This is a genomic window from Alloalcanivorax sp. C16-1 (assembly GCF_046507805.1).
Classification (GTDB): domain Bacteria; phylum Pseudomonadota; class Gammaproteobacteria; order Pseudomonadales; family Alcanivoracaceae; genus Alloalcanivorax.
This window is the reverse complement of the sequence record NZ_JBKFTK010000008.1, coordinates 37,337-57,732: the sequence shown is the minus strand read 5'-3', so window position 1 is coordinate 57,732 and position 20,396 is coordinate 37,337. Positions and strand designations below refer to the sequence as shown.

Sequence of the window (20,396 nt, the reverse complement as noted above, 5' to 3'; positions counted from 1 at the left end):
AGCGGCCGGCTCAGGCGCCGGCCAACAGCTCCGCCACGTACTCCGGCACGCGCTGCGAGGCCGGCCCGTGGCGGTGCTCGGCGAAGGCGGTGACCTGCTCCGAGGGCTCCAGATTGAGTTCCACGGTGTGCGCCCCGTGGCCGCGCGCTTCGGCCACGAAGCCGGCGGCCGGGTAGACGTTGCCGCTGGTGCCGATGCTGATAAACCGTTCGCAGCCGGCCAGGGCATCGAAGATCCGGTCCATCTCCAGGGGCATTTCCCCGAACCACACCACATGGGGGCGCAGGCAGCCGGCCACGCCGCACACGCCGCACGCCAGCTCCGGGTCCAGGGCGTCATCCACCGGCACCAGGGCATCGGTGGACTGGCAGCGCGCCTTGAGCAGCTCGCCGTGCATATGAATCACATTGCGACTGCCGGCGCGTTCATGCAGATCGTCCACGTTCTGGGTGATCACCAGCACCTGGCCGGGCAGGGCCCGCTCCAGCTCGGCCAGGGCCCGGTGGGCGGCATTGGGGCGGATCGCCGGGTCGCGCAACTGGGCGCGGCGCTGGTTATAGAAACGCTGCACGCCGTGGGGATCGCGCTGAAACGCCTGCGGCGTGGCCACGTCTTCCAGACGGTGGTTTTCCCACAGCCCGCCGCTGTCGCGGAAGGTGCGGATGCCGGATTCCGCCGAGATTCCGGCGCCGGTAAGTATTACAATCTTTTCCTGCATGGGTGACCGTCTCCCGTTACCGTTCAACGTTCGCGGAGTGTTATGGATACGATTATCTCACGACAGGAAGTGCTGTCGTTACCCGCCCGGGGCGCCGTCAATCTGCTGCATTTTCATCAGGGCATGGTGCTGGTGGTGGGCGCCGACGCGGTGGGCCTGTACCGGGACCGGCGCGCGGTGGAAGACCCGCTGGCCAATGGCCTGGTGGGCTATGAGCCGATTCCCGACGCCCTGCGCCCGGTGTTCGTGGACCCGGAAGGGTTTATCAGCGAACAGACCTCCGGCTTTATCGGCCTGAGTTCCGGTGCCGCCCTGTTCGTGCGTCCGGACGGCGTGGCCCTGTATCCGTCCAGCCTGGACGCGCTGCATAATCGCGATTGTTGCTGGCTGATCCCCTTTCCGCCCCTGAACGCCTGACCGCCGGCGGCGGCACACTATTATTCTGATGGAGCATAGGCATGGCCGAAGAAAGTACACGACTGCGTCTGCGCCAACTGACCGGGGACGATTACCCGGCCCTGGCCCGTCTTATGGACATGGTCTACCACGACATCGGCGGCGCCTGGCCGGAAGAGACCGTGACCACTCTGATCCGGCTGTTCCCGGAAGGGCAGATGGTGATCGAGGACAACGGCACGCTGGTGGCCACCGCGCTGACCATCAAGGTGAGCTACGACCGGTTTTCCAACCCGCACCGCTATGAAGACCTGATCACCGACGACAAGGTGCGCTCCCACAGCCGCAAGGGCGACGCGCTGTATGGTCTGGACGTGTTCGTGGACCCGGAATACCGGGGCTACCGCCTGGGCCGCCGTTTGTACGAAGCGCGCAAGGAACTGTGCCGCGAGGAAAATCTGCGCGCCATTCTGGCCGGCGGGCGGCTGCCCGGTTACAAGGACTACGCCGACACCATGTCGGTGACCGAGTACATCGCCGAGGTGGAAAGCCGGGCGATCTACGACCCGATTCTGACTTTCCAACTTTCCAACGGCTTCGACGTCAAACGGCTGCTCAAGAAATACCTGCCCGAGGACGAAAGTTCGCGCGGTTATGCCACCCTGCTGGAATGGGACAATATCCTCTACCAGCCCGACGACGACGGCGACTGGCCGCGCCGTTCGGTGGTGCGCCTGGGCGTGGTGCAGCGCCGCATGCGCGCCGCCCGTTCGGTGGAGGACCTGCTCAGCCAGGTGGAATTCTTCGTCGATTCGCTGTCCGATTACCGCGCCGACTTCGCGGTGCTGCCGGAGTTCTTCAGCGCCCCGCTGATGGGCCTGAAGCCGGACCTCAACTCGGTGGAGGCGGTGCGCTACCTGGCCAGCTTCACCGAGGAAATCCGCGACGCCATGGCCGACATGGCGGTGAGCTACAACATCAACATCATCGGCGGCTCCATGCCGCTGGAAGAGGAGGGCCGCATCTACAACGTGGCCTACCTGATGCGCCGCGACGGCTCCGTGGAAGAGCAGAAGAAGATCCACATCACGCCCCACGAGCGCAAGGACTGGGCGATCCAGGGTGGCAACGATTTGCGCATCTTCGACACCGACGCGGGCCGCATCGGCATCCTGATCTGCTACGACGTGGAGTTCCCGGAACTGGGCCGGCTGCTGGCGGAGCAGGGCATGGAAATCCTGTTCGTGCCGTTCTGGACCGATACCAAGAACGGCTACCTGCGGGTGCGCCACTGCGCCCAGGCGCGGGCCATCGAGAACGAATGCTACGTGGCCATTTCCGGCAGCGTCGGCAATCTGCCCCGGGTGGACAACGTGGACATCCAGTACGCCCAGTCGGCGGTGTTCTCGCCCAGCGACTTTTACTTTCCCCACGACGGCACCATCAGCGAATCGGTGCCCAACACCGAGATGCTGCTGTTCGCCGACGTGGATCTGGAAAAGCTCAAGCTGCTGCACAGCGAAGGCTCGGTGACCAACCTGCGCGACCGCCGCAAGGACCTCTACAGTCTGGTGTGGCGTGGCCGCAAGGCGCTGGACGCGGAATAACGCCGCGCCCCGGGAGTGACGCTCAGCGCCATTCCCGGAACGCCTCCAGGACCTGGGTGGCCAGGGCCTCGGCGGCGGGGGAGAGGCCCTCGCCGCGCAGCAGCGCAATGCGGTAATCGCCCAGGGGCGGCAGGCCGTGCTCGGCGCCCAGCCGGCGCAGGGGCGGCCGCACCAGGCTGCGTGGGAACGGTGAGACCGCCAGATCCGCGAGCATGGCCGCTTCCTGACCGGCGCAGTGTTCGCTGCTGTAGGCCACACGGTAGTCGATGCCGGCCTGGTCCAGCGCCGCCAGAGCCATGGCCCGCCAGGCGCAGCCGTGGCTGGCCAGCGACAGCGGCAACGGCGACCGTTGCGCCGCCACGCCACCTTCCCGGCCGGCCCACACCAGGGGTTCGGTGTGCACCACTTCCCCCAGGCCAGGTGTCAGGTCGTCGTTGCCTTCGGTGACCAGTACCAGATCCAGTTTGTCATCGACCATGCGGCTGACCAGATCGCCGCTGCGGCCGGCCACCACCTCCACCTGCACCGCCGGATGGCCGCTGGCGAAGCGGCTCAGCACCCGGGGCAGGATGCGGGTGCCGATGTCGTCCGGCGTGCCCAGACGCACCACGCCGTCCAGGGCCGGCGACAGAAACCGCGCCACCGCCTCCTGATTCAGCTTTAGCAGACGCCGCCCGTAACCGAGCAGCATCTCGCCTTCCGGCGTCAGCCGCACCTGACGCGCCTCCCGCACGAACAGCGGATGGCCGAGGGTCTCTTCCAGCCGCTTGATCTGCATGCTCAGCGCCGAGGGCGTGCGGTGCACCTGCCGGGCGGCGCGGGTGAAGCTGCCGCTCTCGGCGATGGCCACGAAGCTGCGCAGCACATCGGTGTCGAGCAGTGGGGGCGGGGCAGTGGCGGAAACCGTCATGGAGAGACCTTTCAATAAAACTGAAAGGGCAGTGTAGATCTTTTCGTTGGATTGAACAAAGACCGGCGGCGATGCTGGGGATCCTTGGAACCGGATATCCAGAACAGGAGCCCACCATGACGACCCCCGAATCCAACCAGGAACAGCGCCCGCGCCGCCCGCGGGAACCGGAGCTTTACATGCCGGCGATGCCGCCCCTGGGCCTGATTCACGCCCTGGAGACCCGCGTGAAAGCCTGGGTCCGGCGCTGGCGCCAGCGCCGGCGGACATAAAAAAAGCGCCCCGAGGGGCGCTTTTTCGTTTCCGGCGAGGGACCCGCTTACATGTTCGGGTAGTTGGGCCCGCCGGTGCCTTCCGGGGGCACCCAGTTGATGTTCTGGGTCGGATCCTTGATGTCGCAGGTCTTGCAGTGCACGCAGTTCTGCGCGTTGATCTGGAACCGCTTTTCCCCGCTGGTTTCGTCCTCGACCACTTCGTACACGCCGGCCGGGCAATAACGCTGCGCCGGCTCGTTGTACTTGGGCAGGTTGTACTCAATGGGGATGCTCGGGTCCTTCAACTGCAGGTGGCAGGGCTGATCTTCTTCGTGGTTGGTGTTGGACAGAAACACCGAATCCAGTTTGTTGAAGGTCAGTTTGCCGTCCGGTTTCGGATAATCGATCTTCTTGCACTGATCCGCCGGCTTCAGGGTGTCGTGGTCCGGGGTGGTATCGCGCATGGTGAACGGCAGTTTGCCGTTGAAGATGTTCAGATCGACGAACGCGAAGGCGGAGCCCAGCAGGTTGCCGAACTTGTGCTGGGCGGGGCCGAAGTTGCGCTGCTGGTGCAGCTCTTCGTAGACCCAGCTGTTCTCGAAGGTGGCTTTGTATTCGCTCAGCTCGTCGGCGGAACGGCCGTCGGCGATCGCCTTGGCGATGGTCTCGGCGGCCATCATGCCGGACTTCATGGCGGTGTGGTTGCCCTTGATCTTGGCGAAGTTCAGGGTACCGGCGTCACAGCCCACCAGAATACCGCCGGGGAAGGTCATCTTCGGCAGCGACTGCAGGCCGCCCTTGGAAATGGCACGGGCGCCGTAGCTGACGCGCTTGCCGCCTTCCAGGTATTTCTTCACTTCCGGGTGGGTCTTCCAGCGCTGCATCTCGTCGAACGGCGAGACGTGCGGGTTGGAATAGGCCAGGTCGGTGATCAGACCCAGGGTCACCTGGTTGTCTTCCAGGTGGTACAGGAAGGCGCCGCCCGGGGAACCGGACTCGCTCAGCGGCCAGCCGGCGCTGTGCATCACCAGGCCCTTCTTGTGCTTGGACGGGTCGATTTCCCACAGCTCCTTGATGCCGATGCCGTAGTGCTGCGGGTCCACGCCGTCGCGCAGGTTGTACTTCTCCATCAGCTGCTTGCCCAGGTGGCCACGGCAGCCCTCGGAGAACACGGTGTACTTGGCGTGCAGTTCCATGCCCGGGTCGTAGCTGGGCTTATGCTCGCCGTCGGCGGCGACGCCCATCTGACCGGTGGCGATGCCTTTCACGGAACCGTCTTCGTTATAGAGGATCTCGCTGGCGGCGAAGCCCGGGAAGATCTCGATGCCCATGCCTTCCGCCTGTTCCGCCAGCCAGCGGCACAGGTTGCCCAACGAAATGACATAGTTGCCTTCGTTGTGCATGGTCTTCGGCGCGAACGGGCCGGGCACCTTGCTGGCCTTGTCGGCACCGGTGAAATAGTAGATTTCGTCGGTGGTGACCGGGGCGTTCAGCGGCGCGCCTTTCTCTTTCCAGTCGGGGAACAGTTCGTTCAGCGCGCGCGGCTCGAACACCGCGCCGGAGAGAATATGGGCGCCGACTTCGGAGCCCTTCTCGACGACCACCACGCTGAGTTCCTGGCCGCTTTCCTGGGCGATTTGGCCGAGCCGGCAGGCGGTTGCCAGACCGGAGGGGCCGGCGCCGACGATCACTACGTCGACTTCCATTGATTCGCGTTCCACAGCCTGTCTCCTAGCTTTCGGTTGCGTTACGGCCCTTATAGTGCCTTGTTAGGGGCCGGCCGGGACCTCGCCGTGACGCCGTGAGCCTGAGGCTGTGTGGCCTGGCCGGTGCGGGCGGAGGTTCTTGGGGTGGCGCGAGTATATAAGCATCCGTTGGACGGCACCACCAATTGGGCGGATGTGAAACGGTCTTTCACAAACGCTCAAACGAGTGTTTGGATTATCCGTCGCCAGGTGATTGATTTTCAACAAAATGAGCGACCGGCGAGTCATGAATAATGAACACAATTGGCAGAAAAATCATCCGCTTACACATTTTCGGCCTATTGACCTTGCCGGGGTTGGCGTTCAAGATACCGGACCTCGCGCGGGGCCCCGTGTTCGGCGTCGTCTCGCCTTTTTCATCGTTTTCGTCCCTCCCGGGGACCGGGTTGCCACAAGGCAAGGCGGGCTTCCAAACCCTGGTTTGTGGCAGCCGCGGCAGGGAACGATTCAAGTCACCAAGTGGAAGATTCCGAGGATCCTATGAAGGTTCTTGTACCCATCAAGCGAGTCATCGACTACAACGTTAAGGTTCGTGTCAAAGCGGACCACTCCGGTGTCGATCTCGCCAATGTCAAAATGGCCATGAACCCCTTCTGCGAAATCGCCGTGGAAGAAGCCGTGCGCCTGAAGGAAAAAGGCGTGGTGTCCGAAATCGTGGCCGTGAGCATCGGTCCGAAGGCCGCCCAGGAACAACTGCGTACCGCCATGGCGCTGGGCGCCGACCGTTCCATCCTGGTGGAAACCGACGAAGACGTGCAGCCCCTGGGCATCGCCAAGGCGCTCAAGGCCATCGTCGACGAAGAGAAGCCGGAGCTGGTTATCCTCGGTAAGCAGGCGATCGACGACGACAACAACCAGACCGGCCAGATGCTGGCCGCGTTGACCGGCATGCCCCAGGGCACCTTCGCCTCCGAAGTGAACATGGAAGAAGGCAAGGTCAAGGTCACCCGTGAAATCGACGGCGGCCTGCAGACCGTTGAGCTGAAGCTGCCGGCGGTGGTGACCACCGACCTGCGCCTCAACGAGCCGCGCTACGCCTCCCTGCCCAACATCATGAAGGCCAAGAAGAAGCCGATGGACGTGAAGTCCCCGGCGGACCTGGGTGTCGACATGACCCCGCGCGTCACCATCGAGAAGGTGGAAACCCCGGCCGAGCGCAAGGCCGGTGTCATGGTGGGCTCCGTGGATGAGCTGGTCGACAAACTGAAGAACGAAGCGAAGGTGATCTGATGAGTGTTTTAGTCTACGCCGAACACGACAATGCCGCGCTGAACAAAGCGACGCTCAGCGTCATCGCCGCCGCCAAGGAAATTGGCGGTGACATCACCGTTCTGGTCGCCGGCAAGGGCTGCAACGCCGTGGCCGAGCAGGCCGCCAAGGCCGAGGGCGTAAGCAAGGTACTGTGCGCGGACAACGACGCCTATGAGCATCAGCTGGCCGAGAACATCGCCGAGCTGGTGGCCGAAGTGGGCGCCGATTACAGCCACATCCTGGCCGCCGCCACCACCACCGGCAAGAACTTCGCGCCGCGCGCCGCCGCGCTGATGGACGTGGCCCAGATCTCCGAGATCTCCGAAGTGGTCGACGGCGACACCTTCAAGCGCCCGATCTACGCCGGCAACGCCATCGCCACCGTGAAATGCGGTGACGACAAGAAAGTGATCACCGTGCGTCCGACCTCCTTCGACGCGGTGGCCGAGGAGGGCGGTTCCGCCTCCGTGGAAAGCTGTGACGTGGTCAAGGACGCCGGCATCTCCTCCTTTGTGGGTGAGGAACTGGCCAAGTCCGACCGCCCCGAGCTGGCCAGCGCCGAGATCGTGATCTCCGGTGGCCGTGGCATGGGCAACGGCGACAACTTCGAGATCCTCTACAAAGTGGCCGACAAGCTGGGCGCCGCCGTGGGTGCTTCCCGCGCCGCCGTGGACGCCGGCTTCGTGCCCAACGACATGCAGGTGGGTCAGACCGGTAAGATCGTCGCCCCGAACCTGTACGTGGCGGTGGGTATCTCCGGTGCCATCCAGCATCTGGCCGGCATGAAGGACTCCAAGGTGATCGTCGCGATCAACAAGGACGAAGAAGCGCCGATCTTCCAGGTGGCCGACTACGGTCTGGTGGCGGATCTGTTCGAAGCGGTACCGGAGCTCGACAGCAAGCTCTGAACCCGGTTCGACTTCCGTTCCCGAAAAGCCCGGCCTCGCGCCGGGCTTTTTCGTTGCCGGCGCACCAAACCGGCGCACGTTCCCTTCGCAAAGCTTTACAATTTCTGGCACGCCCTTTGCTCATACTGAGACAGGGTCTGGCAAGGAGCCGGGCCGTGCCAGTGAGAGCGCCATGGGGACACTATCCCTGCCGGACGTGTCCGGCTACGACGAGATGATTTTGCCGGGCGGCAAGGTCCGGGACGCCTACAAAGGCTATCACCGATGGTTGCTCGGGCAGGCCCACGACGGGCTGCTGCGCAAGCGTAAGGAGGCCGAGCTCCAGTTCCACAGGGTCGGCATCACCTTCAATGTCTACGGCGAGGAGAGCGGCACCGAACGGCTGATTCCCTTCGACGCGCTGCCCCGGGTGATCCCCGCCGCGGACTGGCGGCGTCTGGAGCAGGGCGCCATCCAGCGGGTACGCGCCCTGAACCTGTTTCTGCACGACATCTACCACGACCAGGCCATCGTCCGCGCCGGCCTGGTGCCCGCCGAGCAGATCTTCGGCAATCCCCAGTACCAGCCGTGCATGCAGGACCTGGACCTGCCCAACCGGGTCTACTCGCACATCAGCGGCGTGGATGTGATCCGCGACGGCGAGGGCACCTGGTACGTGCTGGAGGACAACCTGCGTACACCGTCCGGGGTCAGCTACATGATCGAGAACCGGCGCATGATGATGCGTCTGTTTCCGGAGCTGTTCGCCCACCAGTCGGTGGCGCCGGTGGAGCACTACCCCTCGCTGCTGCTGGAGACGCTCCAGGAAAGCGGCTCCGTGCCCAATCCCACGGTGGCGCTGCTGACCCCGGGCCGCTTCAACAGCGCCTATTTCGAACACGCCTTTTTGGCCCAGCAGATGGGCATCGAGCTGGTGGAGGGCGCCGACCTGTTCGTCAAGGACGGCTTCGTGTTCATGCGCACCACCGCCGGCCCGCAGCGGGTGGACGTGATCTACCGCCGCATCGACGATGATTACCTGGACCCGCTGGCGCTCCGCCCGGACTCCATGCTCGGCGTGCCCGGCCTGCTGTCGGTGTACCGGGAAGGCAACGTGATTCTGGCCAACGCCATGGGCACCGGCGTCGGCGACGACAAATCCATCTACCCCTATGTGCCGGCCATGATCCGCTTCTACCTGGACGAGGAGCCGATCCTGGCCAACGTGCCCACCTGGCAATGCCGTGACCCCAAGGCGCTGGACCATGTGCTGGCCCACCTGCCGGAACTGGTGGTCAAGGAGGTCCACGGCGCCGGCGGCTACGGCATGCTGGTGGGGCCGGCGGCCAGCCACGCCGAGATCGAGTCGTTCCGCGAGCGCCTGAAGGCGCGGCCGGCCAACTACATCGCCCAGCCGACCCTGTCCCTGTCCACCTGCCCGATCTTCGTGGACCAGGGCATCGCCCCCCGGCACATCGACCTGCGGCCCTTCGTACTGAGCGGCAAGGAAACCCGGTTGGTGCCCGGGGGCCTGACCCGGGTGGCGATGAGCGCCGGCTCCCTGGTGGTGAACTCGTCCCAGGGCGGCGGCACCAAGGACACCTGGGTGCTGGAGGACGGATCATGCTGAGTCGTACCGCCGCCGACCTGTACTGGCTGTCCCGTTATTTCGAACGCGCCGAGAACACCGCGCGCATGCTGGACGTGGCCTGGAACCTGTCGCTGATTCCGTTCGCCGTGGACGCCCGCGAAGAGATCACCGCGCCGCTGGTGATCACCGGCAGCCTGGACAGTTACCTGGCCACCCACGACGACGTCCGCGTGGACGAGGTGATGCATTTTTTCACCCTGGACGATGGCAACCCGGGCAGCATCTTTCACTGCCTGCGCACCGCCCGGGAAAGCGCCCACGCGGTGCGCGGAAAAATCACCGCGGAAATGTGGGAAAGCGTCAACAGCACCTGGCTGGAACTGCGCGAGATCCGCGAACTGGGCCTGGAAGGTTACGGCGCCAGCGAGTTCTTTGACTGGGTGAAGAACCGCTCGCATCTGTTCCGCGGCGCCACCTACGGCACCAGCATCCGCAACGACGCTTTCCGGTTTTTGCGACTGGGCACCTTTATCGAGCGCGCCGACAGCACCGCCCGCATTCTCGATGTCAAACATCAGATCGACAGCGCCGCCGGCGACGGCGCGGTGGACTTCTACCGCTGGCACGCCCTGCTGCGCTCGGTGGGCGCCTACGAGGCCTACCGGGAAATCTACAGCGAACCGATCAACGCCGAACGGGTCTCCGAGCTGCTGATCCTGCGCCCGGAGGTGCCGCGCTCGCTGCGCTCGTGCATGCAGATGCTGTGCGAACTGCTGCCCGCCATCGAAGGCCACGCCGGCCAGCAATCCAAACGCCTGGCGGCGGTGCAGTTCGCCCGCCTGCAATACGGCGACCTGGACCATATCGTGGCCACCGGCCTGCACGAATACCTCACCGACTTTCTGCGGCGGGTCAACGAACTGGCGGACACCATCCGCGAAGAATACCTGGAGGTGGTATGAAACTCTCGATCCGGCACCGCACCGAGTACCGTTACTCCGAACGGGTTCGCCACAGCACCCAGTATCTGCGCCTGACCCCGCGCCCCTCCCGTCGCCAGCGCATTCTCGACTGGCATCTGGATCTGCCGGAGCAGGCCACCCGCGCCTCCGACGGCTTCGACAACATCCTGCACGTGCTGACCCTGGATCACCCCCACCAAAGCATCGAGCTCACCGCCCGGGGCCAGGTGGAAATCGTCGACGAGGACCAGGAAGACGACGACGCCCGGCTGTCGCCGCTGGTGTTCGCGCGTACCTCCGCGCTCACCGGTACCGACGCCGTCCTGGTCGACCTGGCCGAGGGCTACCGTGGCGATCACACCCTGGCGGCATTGGAAAAACTCAGCGAACGGATCCTGGCGGACATGCCATTCACCGCCGGTGTCACCGACGTGGCCAGTGACGCCGTGGCCGCTTACCGGGGCGGGCAGGGCGTCTGCCAGGACCACACCCACGTCTTTCTGGCCTGCTGCCGCGTATTGGGGATACCCGCGCGCTACGTGAGCGGCTATCTTTACAGCGACGAAAGCGAACACGTGGCCAGCCATGCCTGGGCCGAGGTCTGGCAGGACGACCGCTGGCACACCTTCGACGTCACCAACCAGACCCGCCGGCCCCGGCACCACCTGAAACTGGCGGTGGGTCTCGACTATCTCGATGCCTGCCCGGTACGCGGCGTGCGCTACGGCGGCGGCGTGGAATCGCTCAACGCGGTGGCCCACGTGCGCCTCACCAGCGCGGCGGACCAATAAGGCAGGCGGTAAGCGGAGTTCGGCAATGACCTATTGCGTGGCCCTGGCGCTCAAGGACGGGCTGGTGTTCGCGGCGGACTCGCGCACCAACGCCGGTGTCGATCAAATCGCCACCTACCGCAAACTGCACAAATTCGTCATCGAAGGCGAACGCGTCATCGTCCTGATGACCGCCGGCAACCTGGCCACCACCCAGAGCGTGCTCAGCCTGATGCGCATGCGCCTCAACAGCGACCGGCCCAACCTGTTCGGCGCCGCCTCCATGTACGACGTGGCCACCATCATCGGCGCCACCGGCCGCGAAGTGGTCGCTCGCGACAGCGGCCAGGGGCAGGGCCACGTGGACTTCGGCAGCAGCTTTATCGTCGGCGGCCAGATCCAGGGCGAGCCGCCGCGCCTGTTCCTGGTCTACCCGGAAGGCAACTTCATCGAAGCCACCGCCGACACCCCGTACTTTCAGATCGGCGAAACCAAATACGGCAAACCCATCCTCGACCGGGTGATCGACTACGACACCTCCCTCGACGACGGCATCAAATGCGCCCTCATCAGCATTGACTCCACCATCCGCTCCAACCTCTCCGTGGGCCTGCCCCTGGACGTGCTCCGCTACCGCCGCGCCAGCTTTATCGCCACCGAACACTTCAACGTGGACGAACACCACGAAGGCTTCCGCCAGCTCGGCGAAGCCTGGTCCGTGGGCCTGCGCGATGTGTTCCACCGCATTCCGAATTTGAAGTGGTGAAAGGCGACGCCGCGTAAAACCGGCTCGCCGGCGTACCGAAACCGGCTATTCTGTCCGTTTATTTTTTGATCAAATTATCTGGTGGAAATTCAGAGTCCAATTTTATTGTTTTGAATCAATGGGATACATTTAGAGTGTTCCCCACAGGTGTGGGGATGAACCGTGCTTCCGCTCGATGGCTTCGCCGTCGGCGATGTGTTCCCCACAGGTGTGGGGATGAACCGGACTCCCTGGGGCGCTACATCCTGGCCAACCCGTGTTCCCCACAGGTGTGGGGATGAACCGGGGGCGATGTGTCGTTCCTGGCCCAGTTCGCCGTGTTCCCCACAGGTGTGGGGATGAACCGTATGCCCGATCCTGCCGCCCCCGCGCCACCAGGTGTTCCCCACAGGTGTGGGGATGAACCGGCCAAGGCGTATCTGGCGGCGGCCCCGGTCGAGTGTTCCCCACAGGTGTGGGGATGAACCGCACCGCATCGTAGTCAGGTGCCGGGCGTGGGAGTGTTCCCCACAGGTGTGGGGATGAACCGGCCCATGAATATGTGTTCCTGCTGAGCAAGGGGTGTTCCCCACAGGTGTGGGGATGAACCGTTAAGCGCAGTCACCACGAGGGCCGGGGTTCGGTGTTCCCCACAGGTGTGGGGATGAACCGCAGAGGCTGGCCCTTCGCGTCGGGCCCGTGCGGTGTTCCCCACAGGTGTGGGGATGAACCGGGTGGTTAAAACCGCCGGCCCGCATGGCCAGAGTGTTCCCCACAGGTGTGGGGATGAACCGCTGGAATCTTCCACCTGCACCTGGAGCCGGCCGTGTTCCCCACAGGTGTGGGGATGAACCGACGACGGCGACGCCCTGAGGCTGGCGGTGAATGTGTTCCCCACAGGTGTGGGGATGAACCGCATGGACGACGGCACCCCTGATGGGTATCAGGGTGTTCCCCACAGGTGTGGGGATGAACCGCCGGCGGGCACCGTGGTGGCGACGTACCGCGAGTGTTCCCCACAGGTGTGGGGATGAACCGCAGGGGGACTCATGGATCGAGACCCATCGCTCGTGTTCCCCACAGGTGTGGGGATGAACCGGCCTCCACCCCACCGTCGGCGATCTCGGCCAAGTGTTCCCCACAGGTGTGGGGATGAACCGGTGCTTGCTCACCGCCGGCTGGCTGATCCCTACGTGTTCCCCACAGGTGTGGGGATGAACCGGCTCATCTGGACGGCATTGCTGACGCCATGGGGTGTTCCCCACAGGTGTGGGGATGAACCGTCGCCGCCGCCCGGGCATCCCCGAGTGGTGCTGTGTTCCCCACAGGTGTGGGGATGAACCGGGCTGTTTCCACCTGGTGGGCGAGATCGGGGCGTGTTCCCCACAGGTGTGGGGATGAACCGTTGTAGTTGGACTGGGGCATGGGGCGCGGCAGCGTGTTCCCCACAGGTGTGGGGATGAACCGACCATTCAGCAAATCGAGGTGCTCCGCCTCATGTGTTCCCCACAGGTGTGGGGATGAACCGCGCTGATTCGGTTTGCGGGGTCCGCCCCGCCTGTGTTCCCTACAGGTGTGGGGATGAACCGGTTATCAGCGACATCGTGAACGATGACCTGTCGTGTTCCCCACAGGTGTGGGGATGAACCGCTGGCGGTTTCGCGGATCTGGTCGCGCCAGGCGTGTTCCCCACAGGTGTGGGGATGAACCGGGGCAGGGCAGCAGGTGGGGCAGCTGGGGTTCGTGTTCCCCACAGGTGTCGGGATGAACCGGGCTCTGATACGGCTTGGGCTGACGCAGCAGGGTGTTCCCCACAGGCGTGGGGACAAACTCCGGATGCTGTAAAACATCCATGGAATAATTTAAGGATAAATTTCGGCTTATTTAGATTGCTCTTTGCTGGTTGGAGGAATGTTCATGGTAACGCGAACGAAACTCGTGCGGTTGGGCAACAGTCGCGCTGTAAGAATCCCCAAAGCGATTCTGAATCGGGTGGGCATGACGCTTGGTGACGTGGAGATCGAGGTGCGCGGTCGGGAGTTGGTGATTCGCCCGGTGGCGACAATGACGTTGAGTGAAATGCTCAAAACCGTCAGCCCTGGAGATGCGGCTCTCACCGCCGAGGACCGCGACTGGCTTGATGCCGCCCGGGCGGGAAACGAGGTGCTGTAGTCGTGGCGTATACCCCAAGCACCTGGCGGTCGATCTTTGCCGCTCCCCGAATGGCTTGCATTACCTCCGGGAAATTGAGATATTACATGATATATACCATCTGCGTGGGAGCTGCCCATGACCGATACAGCAAAAGTATTCATGAGCGGGCGGAGCCAGGCGGTGCGCCTGCCGGCTGAGTACCGCTTCACCGAGAAGGAGGTTTTCATCCGTCGGGACCCCGTCACCGGGGACATCGTGCTGAGTACACGCCCGGAAAGCTGGGCCGGCTTTCTGGAAGTCCAGGCGCTGACGGATGTGCCCGGTGATTTTCTGGGCCCGGATGAGCGCGAAGCACCCGATGCGCATCGGGACCCTCTCGAAGGGATTGATCGTGGCTAGATTCATGCTCGATACCAACATCGTGAGTCATCTGCTTCGCGGTCACCCGGCTGTTGTCACGGCGGTCACGGCCACCGCAATAGGCGAGATCTGCATATCCGCTGTCACTGAAGGTGAGCTGCGATTCGGACTTGCGCGTCGGCCTGAAGCGACGCACCTTGCGAATCTGGTCCGTGAATTTTTGGCCCGGGTCTCGGTTGAGCCATGGAATTCCGATGTGGCGCAGCGATACGGTACCTTAAGAGCCGAGAATCAGGCACGTGGTGTATCCCTTTCCGCCCTGGACATGATGATCGCCGGGCACGCCTATTCACTAGGCTTGGTATTGGTCACATCAGACAATGCCTTCACCCATGTGCAGGGTCTGAGCGTGGAGAATTGGGCTGCCAGTCCCTGATCGGTGGCATCCTGTCTGAGTCGCGGCTTTCAACTCGCTGCCGCATCCCCCTCAACATCAAGTTTTCAATAACCCGCCGGTGATTCTCCAATCGAGTACACCACGCCCCCTCATGCTGAAGCGGACAGCCAGCGCTGCGGACTGTTCATCTGGCTGGTCGCTTAGGCATCGTATCTGAAGTGGTAAAGTGCCCTGTTTTATTGGTTGTTTTTTGATCTTTTTGCTTGGTGGAAAAACAGACCCTGATTTTCCTCTTTTGAATCAATAGGATACATTTAGAGTGTTCCCCACAGGTGTGGGGATAAACCGGGTTTCCACGTCCTCCCACTGGTCCGGCAGCGGTGTTCCCCACAGGTGTGGGGATAAACCGCCCCGCCAAGTTGGGTTACTCAGCGGCCGGGGGTGTTCCCCACAGGTGTGGGGATAAACCGCCCGCTACCAGCGTTACCGCGAGTTCGGCGACGTGTTCCCCACAGGTGTGGGGATAAACCGAGCTGGACCGCGACCGACTGGTGTTCGACCCCCGTGTTCCCCACAGGTGTGGGGATAAACCGGCGGGCGGTACACCTCGTCCAGGTATTCGCGAGTGTTCCCCACAGGTGTGGGGATAAACCGTGTTCTTTGATCCCCCGGACATCCCGACGGGCGTGTTCCCCACAGGTGTGGGGATAAACCGCCAACGGCGTGCGCCCCTACACCGTCACGGGCGTGTTCCCCACAGGTGTGGGGATAAACCGCCGCTCATGCCTGAGCCGCTGCAGGTGCCCGTGTGTTCCCCACAGGTGTGGGGATAAACCGGTGACCATGTAGAGGTCTTTCGTCGCAGGACAGTGTTCCCCACAGGTGTGGGGATAAACCGGTATCCCAGCTGGGCCGCCCGAACTCAATCAGGTGTTCCCCACAGGTGTGGGGATAAACCAGAAGCTCTTCTTATCGGCGGCCCCTGGGACGGGTGTTCCCCACAGGTGTGGGGATAAACCGGAGGGGTACATTTTCAACGTGGAAACCTGGACGTGTTCCCCACAGGTGTGGGGATAAACCGTTTCTATTTTCGTGGGACGCTGGGTTTCTACAGTGTTCCCCACAGGTGTGGGGATAAACCGTTGTCTGAGTTCCAGGCCCAGGCGGGGGTCGTGTGTTCCCCACAGGTGTGGGGATAAACCGCTGAACGTCAATTTGACGGCGTTAGGTCCGACGTGTTCCCCACAGGTGTGGGGATAAACCGGACGCTCTCGCATCTTCCCGCGTGCTGCTGGAGTGTTCCCCACAGGTGTGGGGATAAACCGCAGATCCACATTGCCGCCGGTGAGGCCGGATTCGTGTTCCCCACAGGTGTGGGGATAAACCGCTGCATGAGGTTGCCGAGTTGGTTCTGGGTGTGTGTTCCCCACAGGTGTGGGGATAAACCGTTATGAGTATTGCGAAAGCGCCTTACCTCACCGTGTTCCCCACAGGTGTGGGGATAAACCGTTCCACAGGAGCTGGTCCACGATATTGCCCAGGTGTTCCCCACAGGTGTGGGGATAAACCGGACTTCATGCTGGACCTCGCCCAGGAGCGCGAGTGTTCCCCACAGGTGTGGGGATAAACCGCAGCTGAAGACGCTGGCCGGCATCGATGTCTAGTGTTCCCCACAGGTGTGGGGATAAACCGCACATCACCTTCCGGTCCATTCTCACGAATGAGTGTTCCCCACAGGTGTGGGGATAAACCGGCCACGCCGGTGTTCCGGAAATACGGCGCCGAGTGTTCCCCACAGGTGTGGGGATAAACCGTTCCTGGGGCACCAGACCAAGACAGTGGGCCAGTGTTCCCCACAGGTGTGGGGATAAACCGAACGCCAGCGGCAAGGCCAGCACGGCCTGGGTGTGTTCCCCACAGGTGTGGGGATAAACCGTTCAGCACGCTGGACGGCCCGTTGGCGGTGTCGTGTTCCCCACAGGTGTGGGGATAAACCGCCATCCCACGCCGCGTCCAGCTGCGCCGCAGCGTGTTCCCCACAGGTGTGGGGATAAACCGGGTTCGACGCTCGCCAGGCCAAAGGCCGCTCCGTGTTCCCCACAGGTGTGGGGATAAACCGCAGGCGGACGCCAGCAACGACAACAAGCCGCCGTGTTCCCCACAGGTGTGGGGATAAACCGGGAACGGCATGAGTCTCTGGGACACGATCACCGTGTTCCCCACAGGTGTGGGGATAAACCGCTGGCAGAGAAGGGCGCAGCCGGCGAAGCGCGTGTGTTCCTCACAAGTATGAGGATAAACCGTTCAATCCGGTGAACCAGCTGATCTGATCAAATGTTCCCCACGGTCGTGGGTGGCCACGAAAGAACATAATGTAGTGATTCTGGCCGTTGTGTTGTTACAACGGCACGCACTGGCGGGGGTATTCGATACGAGCAGCGTAGCCCTTATAACTCAACCAGCAGCGCTTCTATCGGCCGATTCGTCCCTGCCGTCCATATAGGCGTGGCGCCAGGGTCAACGGTGCTCTGTTGTGATCTGCGTCACAGAGCGCTAGATTATGAGCTCGGCGACGTGGCTTGGGGCGATGTCGTCAATGGTTCCGCGTGATGGGTCGAAGAGCCCAGCGATAATAAAACCTCGCCGTCGGAAAAAGCGGCTAAAAGAGGCAAAAGGGATTTGTGATCGGGATACACGCTACTGATTGGCCGTCCTGCTTTCTGTATTGGGGTAAAGCGCGGCCGGCTTCCGCTGAGGGCGCGGCCTACCACCTGCTACCGTTCCATAGTCTGGACGTGGCGGCAGTGGGCTGGCATCTGTTGGCGCCGGAGCGTCCCTTGGCCCTGCTGCTGGCCCGGCGCCTTGATCTTCCTCCAACGGTATTGCGCTCTCTGCTGGTGTTCTTCCTGGGACTGCACGACTTGGGCAAGTTCGCCCGTGCTTTCCAGGGGCAGGTTTCCATGGGGGCGTTGGTCCCGCCGTTAGCGTCCTGCCGGTACACTGAACGCCACGATCGTCTGGGCGCCTTGCTGTGGTCCGAGGCGGGCATTCCCTGGTTGAGGGATGGCACCCTGGGCTTTCCGAAACAATCCTTCAACGGTGATCAACGCAACACCCTGAGCGCCGTGCTGGGTGTATTGACCAGCGTGGTGTTCGGGCACCATGGAAAGCCGGTGGCGCGGAATGGCTTGCGAATGCAGTCTTTCTTCGGTGCGGATCAGCATGCCGACGACCACCGGGCCGCGAGTGCCTTTGTGGCGGAATGGGCGGCTCTGATGGCGGTGCCCTGGCCGGTGGAGCAATTAACCTCGCCTCAGTGGACCGCATCACTGCGTGGGTTGAGTTGGACGCTCGCCGGCTGGGCGGTTCTTAGCGATTGGCTCGGTTCCAACCAGACTTATTTCGAATACGTTGCCGAACCCGAGCCCTTGAAAGCGTACTGGCCGGTGGCGCTTGAAAAGGCGGAACAGGCCCTGTCCGCCACCGGGTTCGGTCACGCCCTTGAGCCCAGGCCGTATACCGGCCTGAGCGCCTGGTTCAACGGTAAGGCGGTAACGCCCACGCCCCTTCAAAGCGCCGTGGAAGCGCTTGAGCTTCGGGCCGGGCCACAGCTTTTTATTCTTGAAGACGTGACCGGGGCCGGCAAGACCGAGGCCGCCTGTATTCTGGCCCAGCGGCTGCTGTATGCCGGGGAGGCGGAAGGACTGTATTTCGCCTTGCCCACCATGGCCACTTCCAACGCCATGTACTCCCGCCTGGGCGCCATGCATCGTCGCTTTTACGCGGAAGAGGGCGAGCCATCCTTCGTGCTGGCCCATGGGGCCCGCGACTTGAATGAGGACTTCGCCCGTTCGCTGGTCGGTGATCAGCCCGGCGACTGGAATTATCAGGCCGGCGAAGCCAGTGCGTCCGCACAATGCAACCACTGGCTGACGGATTCTCGTAAGAAAGCACTGCTGGCCGATGTGGCGGTGGGCACCATCGATCAGGCGCTGATGGGCGTGCTGCCGTTCCGGCACCAATCGCTGCGACTGTATGGATTGGCACGCAAGGTGCTGATCGTTGATGAAGTTCACGCCTACGATGTTTATACCCGCTCTCTGCTGGTTGCTCTGTTGGCCCACCACGCCCGGCAGGGTGGCAGTGCGATTTTGCTGACCGCGACCTTGCCGCTGGGCCAGCGGCAGGCGCTGGTGAACGGTTGGCGCCAGGCATTGAACGCCGCCCCGATATCGTTGCAAGAGACGAAGTTTCCTTTGCTGACCCGCACCGGCGGCGATCCGTCCGTTCTGGAACAGCCGGTGGAGGCGAGACCGGCAAGCCGCCGATCCGTGGCGGTGGATTGGCTTGAGCATGAAGATCAGGCGGTGGAGGCAGTGATCAACGCCGTGTCCGAGGGGCGGTCTGTGGCCTGGGTACGGAACACGGTGGATGACGCCATCCGGGCTTATCAAACGGTGCGGGAACGGCACCCCGAGCCGGATCGCTGCGTCCTGTTCCACAGCCGTTTCGCCATGGCGGACCGCCAGGAGATTGAGTCCAGGGTGCTGTCAGCGCTTGGCAAGGAATCGGAACCGGCGGCGCGCCGAGGTCAGGTGCTGATCGCCACCCAGGTCTTCCAGGAGAGCCTGGATTGCGACGTGGATGTGATGATCAGCGACCTGGCGCCGGTGGATCTGCTGATACAGCGGGCTGGCCGCCTGCAGCGCCATGCCCGTGGTGAGCGCCCGCCGCCACGCCTCTGGGTGCTGGCGCCGCCATGGGATGAGCGGCCCGGCGTCAGCTGGCTGCGGGACGCCTTGCCTGGCACCTCCTTCGTGTACCCCGATGTGGCGATAAGTTGGCTGACTCAGAAAGTGCTGCGCGAGCGCGGCGGCATCCATCTGCCCAAAGACGCCCGGGCACTGCTGGAGGGCGTCTACGGCGTATCCGAAGAGACGCTGCCCGAGGGGTTACGGGACACACGCCTTCAGCAGGAGGGCGAAGATCAGGGCAGGATCGCCATGGCGCGCTACAACCTGCTGGACCTGGCCGCCGGTTACGTGGGCGATGACCAACCCTGGCTGGACGACCACCAGGAAATCGGCACCCGACTCAGCGACGAGCCAACCGTGAATGTGGTGCTACTGAAAAGGGAGGCCAAAGGCGGGATCGTGTTGTGGGCTCAAGGCGAGCAACACGCCGCCATGCTCAGCCAGCTTCGCCTGCGCGAAAGCCAGGCACGCAAGCTGCCCGAACTGGCCGGGCCCGATCTGGCCGCCTGGGAAGAATTGCAGGGCCGGTACAAAGCACTGAAATACACCCAACCTTGGCTGCCCGAGGCGGACGCAGCGGTACGCTACGATCCGGCCCTCGGGTGTTTGTTGGGGTGAGCATAATCCCCGCATGGGCGGGGAACGGATCGCCGAATTGGCCGGAAACGGCATCATCGACGGGTCATCCCCGGCGAGCCGAGGAGCGACTTGATGATAGTATAGAGAAGCTTTTGGTGCATTGGGAAAAGATATTATCGACTTTACTATTCCTTTTCTTGGTGATATTTTCACCAGAAATTGGTCTGGAGGTGGTTCCTAATGCGCAAGGCAAAGCGGTCAGGTGGTCGGGTGGATGACTGGGAATGGATCGAGA

Annotated in this window: 16 protein-coding genes and 2 CRISPR repeat arrays; of the genes, 13 read left to right on the top strand and 3 right to left on the bottom strand. The window is 63.1% G+C overall.

The window, feature by feature from the left end; genetic code table 11:
• Nucleotides 1-10 precede the first annotated feature (10 nt).
• A complete protein-coding gene (gene cobB, locus ACLD0W_RS17495; RefSeq protein ID WP_410308734.1) occupies nt 11-718 on the bottom strand; it encodes a Sir2 family NAD+-dependent deacetylase in 708 nt (235 codons plus the stop codon).
• A 42-nt stretch (nt 719-760) separates the two neighbouring features.
• On the opposite strand from cobB, the gene ACLD0W_RS17490 reads away from it, so the two are divergent.
• Nucleotides 761-1,135, top strand: coding sequence for a hypothetical protein (locus ACLD0W_RS17490; RefSeq protein WP_410308733.1), 375 nt, complete (start codon nt 761-763; stop codon nt 1,133-1,135).
• Nucleotides 1,136-1,176: 41 nt separating this feature from the next.
• On the top strand, nt 1,177-2,721 hold the full coding sequence (locus tag ACLD0W_RS17485) for a GNAT family N-acetyltransferase (RefSeq protein ID WP_410308732.1): 1,545 nt from the start codon (nt 1,177-1,179) through the stop codon (nt 2,719-2,721).
• Nucleotides 2,722-2,743: 22 nt separating this feature from the next.
• On the opposite strand, the gene ACLD0W_RS17480 is transcribed toward ACLD0W_RS17485, so the two are convergent.
• The gene (locus ACLD0W_RS17480) at nt 2,744-3,631 is read right to left on the bottom strand and encodes a LysR family transcriptional regulator (RefSeq protein ID WP_410308731.1); all 888 of its coding nucleotides are present in this window, start codon (nt 3,629-3,631) and stop codon (nt 2,744-2,746) included.
• A 116-nt stretch (nt 3,632-3,747) separates the two neighbouring features.
• On the opposite strand from ACLD0W_RS17480, the gene ACLD0W_RS17475 reads away from it, so the two are divergent.
• Entirely contained in the window at nt 3,748-3,903 is a 156-nt protein-coding gene (locus tag ACLD0W_RS17475; RefSeq protein ID WP_410308730.1) for a hypothetical protein, read from the top strand.
• A 47-nt stretch (nt 3,904-3,950) separates the two neighbouring features.
• Here the strand turns inward: ACLD0W_RS17475 and ACLD0W_RS17470 are convergent, their stop codons facing one another.
• Nucleotides 3,951-5,606, bottom strand: a complete 1,656-nt coding sequence (locus ACLD0W_RS17470; protein WP_410308729.1) for an electron transfer flavoprotein-ubiquinone oxidoreductase — start codon at nt 5,604-5,606, stop codon at nt 3,951-3,953.
• Nucleotides 5,607-6,131: 525 nt separating this feature from the next.
• Between ACLD0W_RS17470 and ACLD0W_RS17465 the strand changes: the two genes are divergently transcribed.
• The 10 genes from ACLD0W_RS17465 (at nt 6,132) to cas3 (ending at nt 20,140) form a co-directional block, all read left to right on the top strand.
• Nucleotides 6,132-6,881 (top strand): electron transfer flavoprotein subunit beta/FixA family protein, encoded by a 750-nt coding sequence (locus ACLD0W_RS17465; protein ID WP_410308728.1) that lies wholly within the window; start codon nt 6,132-6,134, stop codon nt 6,879-6,881.
• The gene (locus tag ACLD0W_RS17460) at nt 6,881-7,810 is read left to right on the top strand and encodes an electron transfer flavoprotein subunit alpha/FixB family protein (protein ID WP_410308727.1); all 930 of its coding nucleotides are present in this window, start codon (nt 6,881-6,883) and stop codon (nt 7,808-7,810) included. The genes ACLD0W_RS17465 and ACLD0W_RS17460 overlap by 1 nt, the downstream gene beginning before the upstream one ends.
• Nucleotides 7,811-7,982: 172 nt before the next feature.
• Nucleotides 7,983-9,419, top strand: a complete 1,437-nt coding sequence (locus ACLD0W_RS17455) for a circularly permuted type 2 ATP-grasp protein (RefSeq protein ID WP_410308726.1) — start codon at nt 7,983-7,985, stop codon at nt 9,417-9,419.
• Nucleotides 9,413-10,342, top strand: coding sequence for an alpha-E domain-containing protein (locus ACLD0W_RS17450; protein WP_410308725.1), 930 nt, complete (start codon nt 9,413-9,415; stop codon nt 10,340-10,342). Before ACLD0W_RS17455 ends, ACLD0W_RS17450 begins: the two co-directional genes overlap by 7 nt.
• Nucleotides 10,339-11,133 (top strand): transglutaminase N-terminal domain-containing protein, encoded by a 795-nt coding sequence (locus tag ACLD0W_RS17445; RefSeq protein ID WP_410308724.1) that lies wholly within the window; start codon nt 10,339-10,341, stop codon nt 11,131-11,133. The genes ACLD0W_RS17450 and ACLD0W_RS17445 overlap by 4 nt, the downstream gene beginning before the upstream one ends.
• Nucleotides 11,134-11,158: 25 nt before the next feature.
• Nucleotides 11,159-11,878 (top strand): peptidase, encoded by a 720-nt coding sequence (locus ACLD0W_RS17440; RefSeq protein WP_410308723.1) that lies wholly within the window; start codon nt 11,159-11,161, stop codon nt 11,876-11,878.
• A gap of 134 nt (nt 11,879-12,012) precedes the next feature.
• A CRISPR array of direct repeats spans nt 12,013-13,690; the repeat unit is 29 nt; unit sequence GTGTTCCCCACAGGTGTGGGGATGAACCG.
• 84 nt (nt 13,691-13,774) lie between these two features.
• Nucleotides 13,775-14,029, top strand: a complete 255-nt coding sequence (locus tag ACLD0W_RS17435) for an AbrB/MazE/SpoVT family DNA-binding domain-containing protein (RefSeq protein ID WP_410308722.1) — start codon at nt 13,775-13,777, stop codon at nt 14,027-14,029.
• A 117-nt stretch (nt 14,030-14,146) separates the two neighbouring features.
• Complete coding sequence (locus ACLD0W_RS17430; RefSeq protein ID WP_410308721.1) at nt 14,147-14,410, top strand: antitoxin; 264 nt, start codon at nt 14,147-14,149, stop codon at nt 14,408-14,410.
• Between the two features lie 4 nt (nt 14,411-14,414).
• Entirely contained in the window at nt 14,415-14,807 is a 393-nt protein-coding gene (locus tag ACLD0W_RS17425) for a type II toxin-antitoxin system VapC family toxin (RefSeq protein WP_262731824.1), read from the top strand.
• 280 nt (nt 14,808-15,087) lie between these two features.
• A CRISPR array of direct repeats spans nt 15,088-17,071; the repeat unit is 29 nt; unit sequence GTGTTCCCCACAGGTGTGGGGATAAACCG.
• Between the two features lie 378 nt (nt 17,072-17,449).
• A complete protein-coding gene (gene cas3 / locus ACLD0W_RS17420) occupies nt 17,450-20,140 on the top strand; it encodes a CRISPR-associated helicase Cas3' (protein WP_410308720.1) in 2,691 nt (896 codons plus the stop codon).
• Nucleotides 20,141-20,396 lie beyond the last annotated feature (256 nt).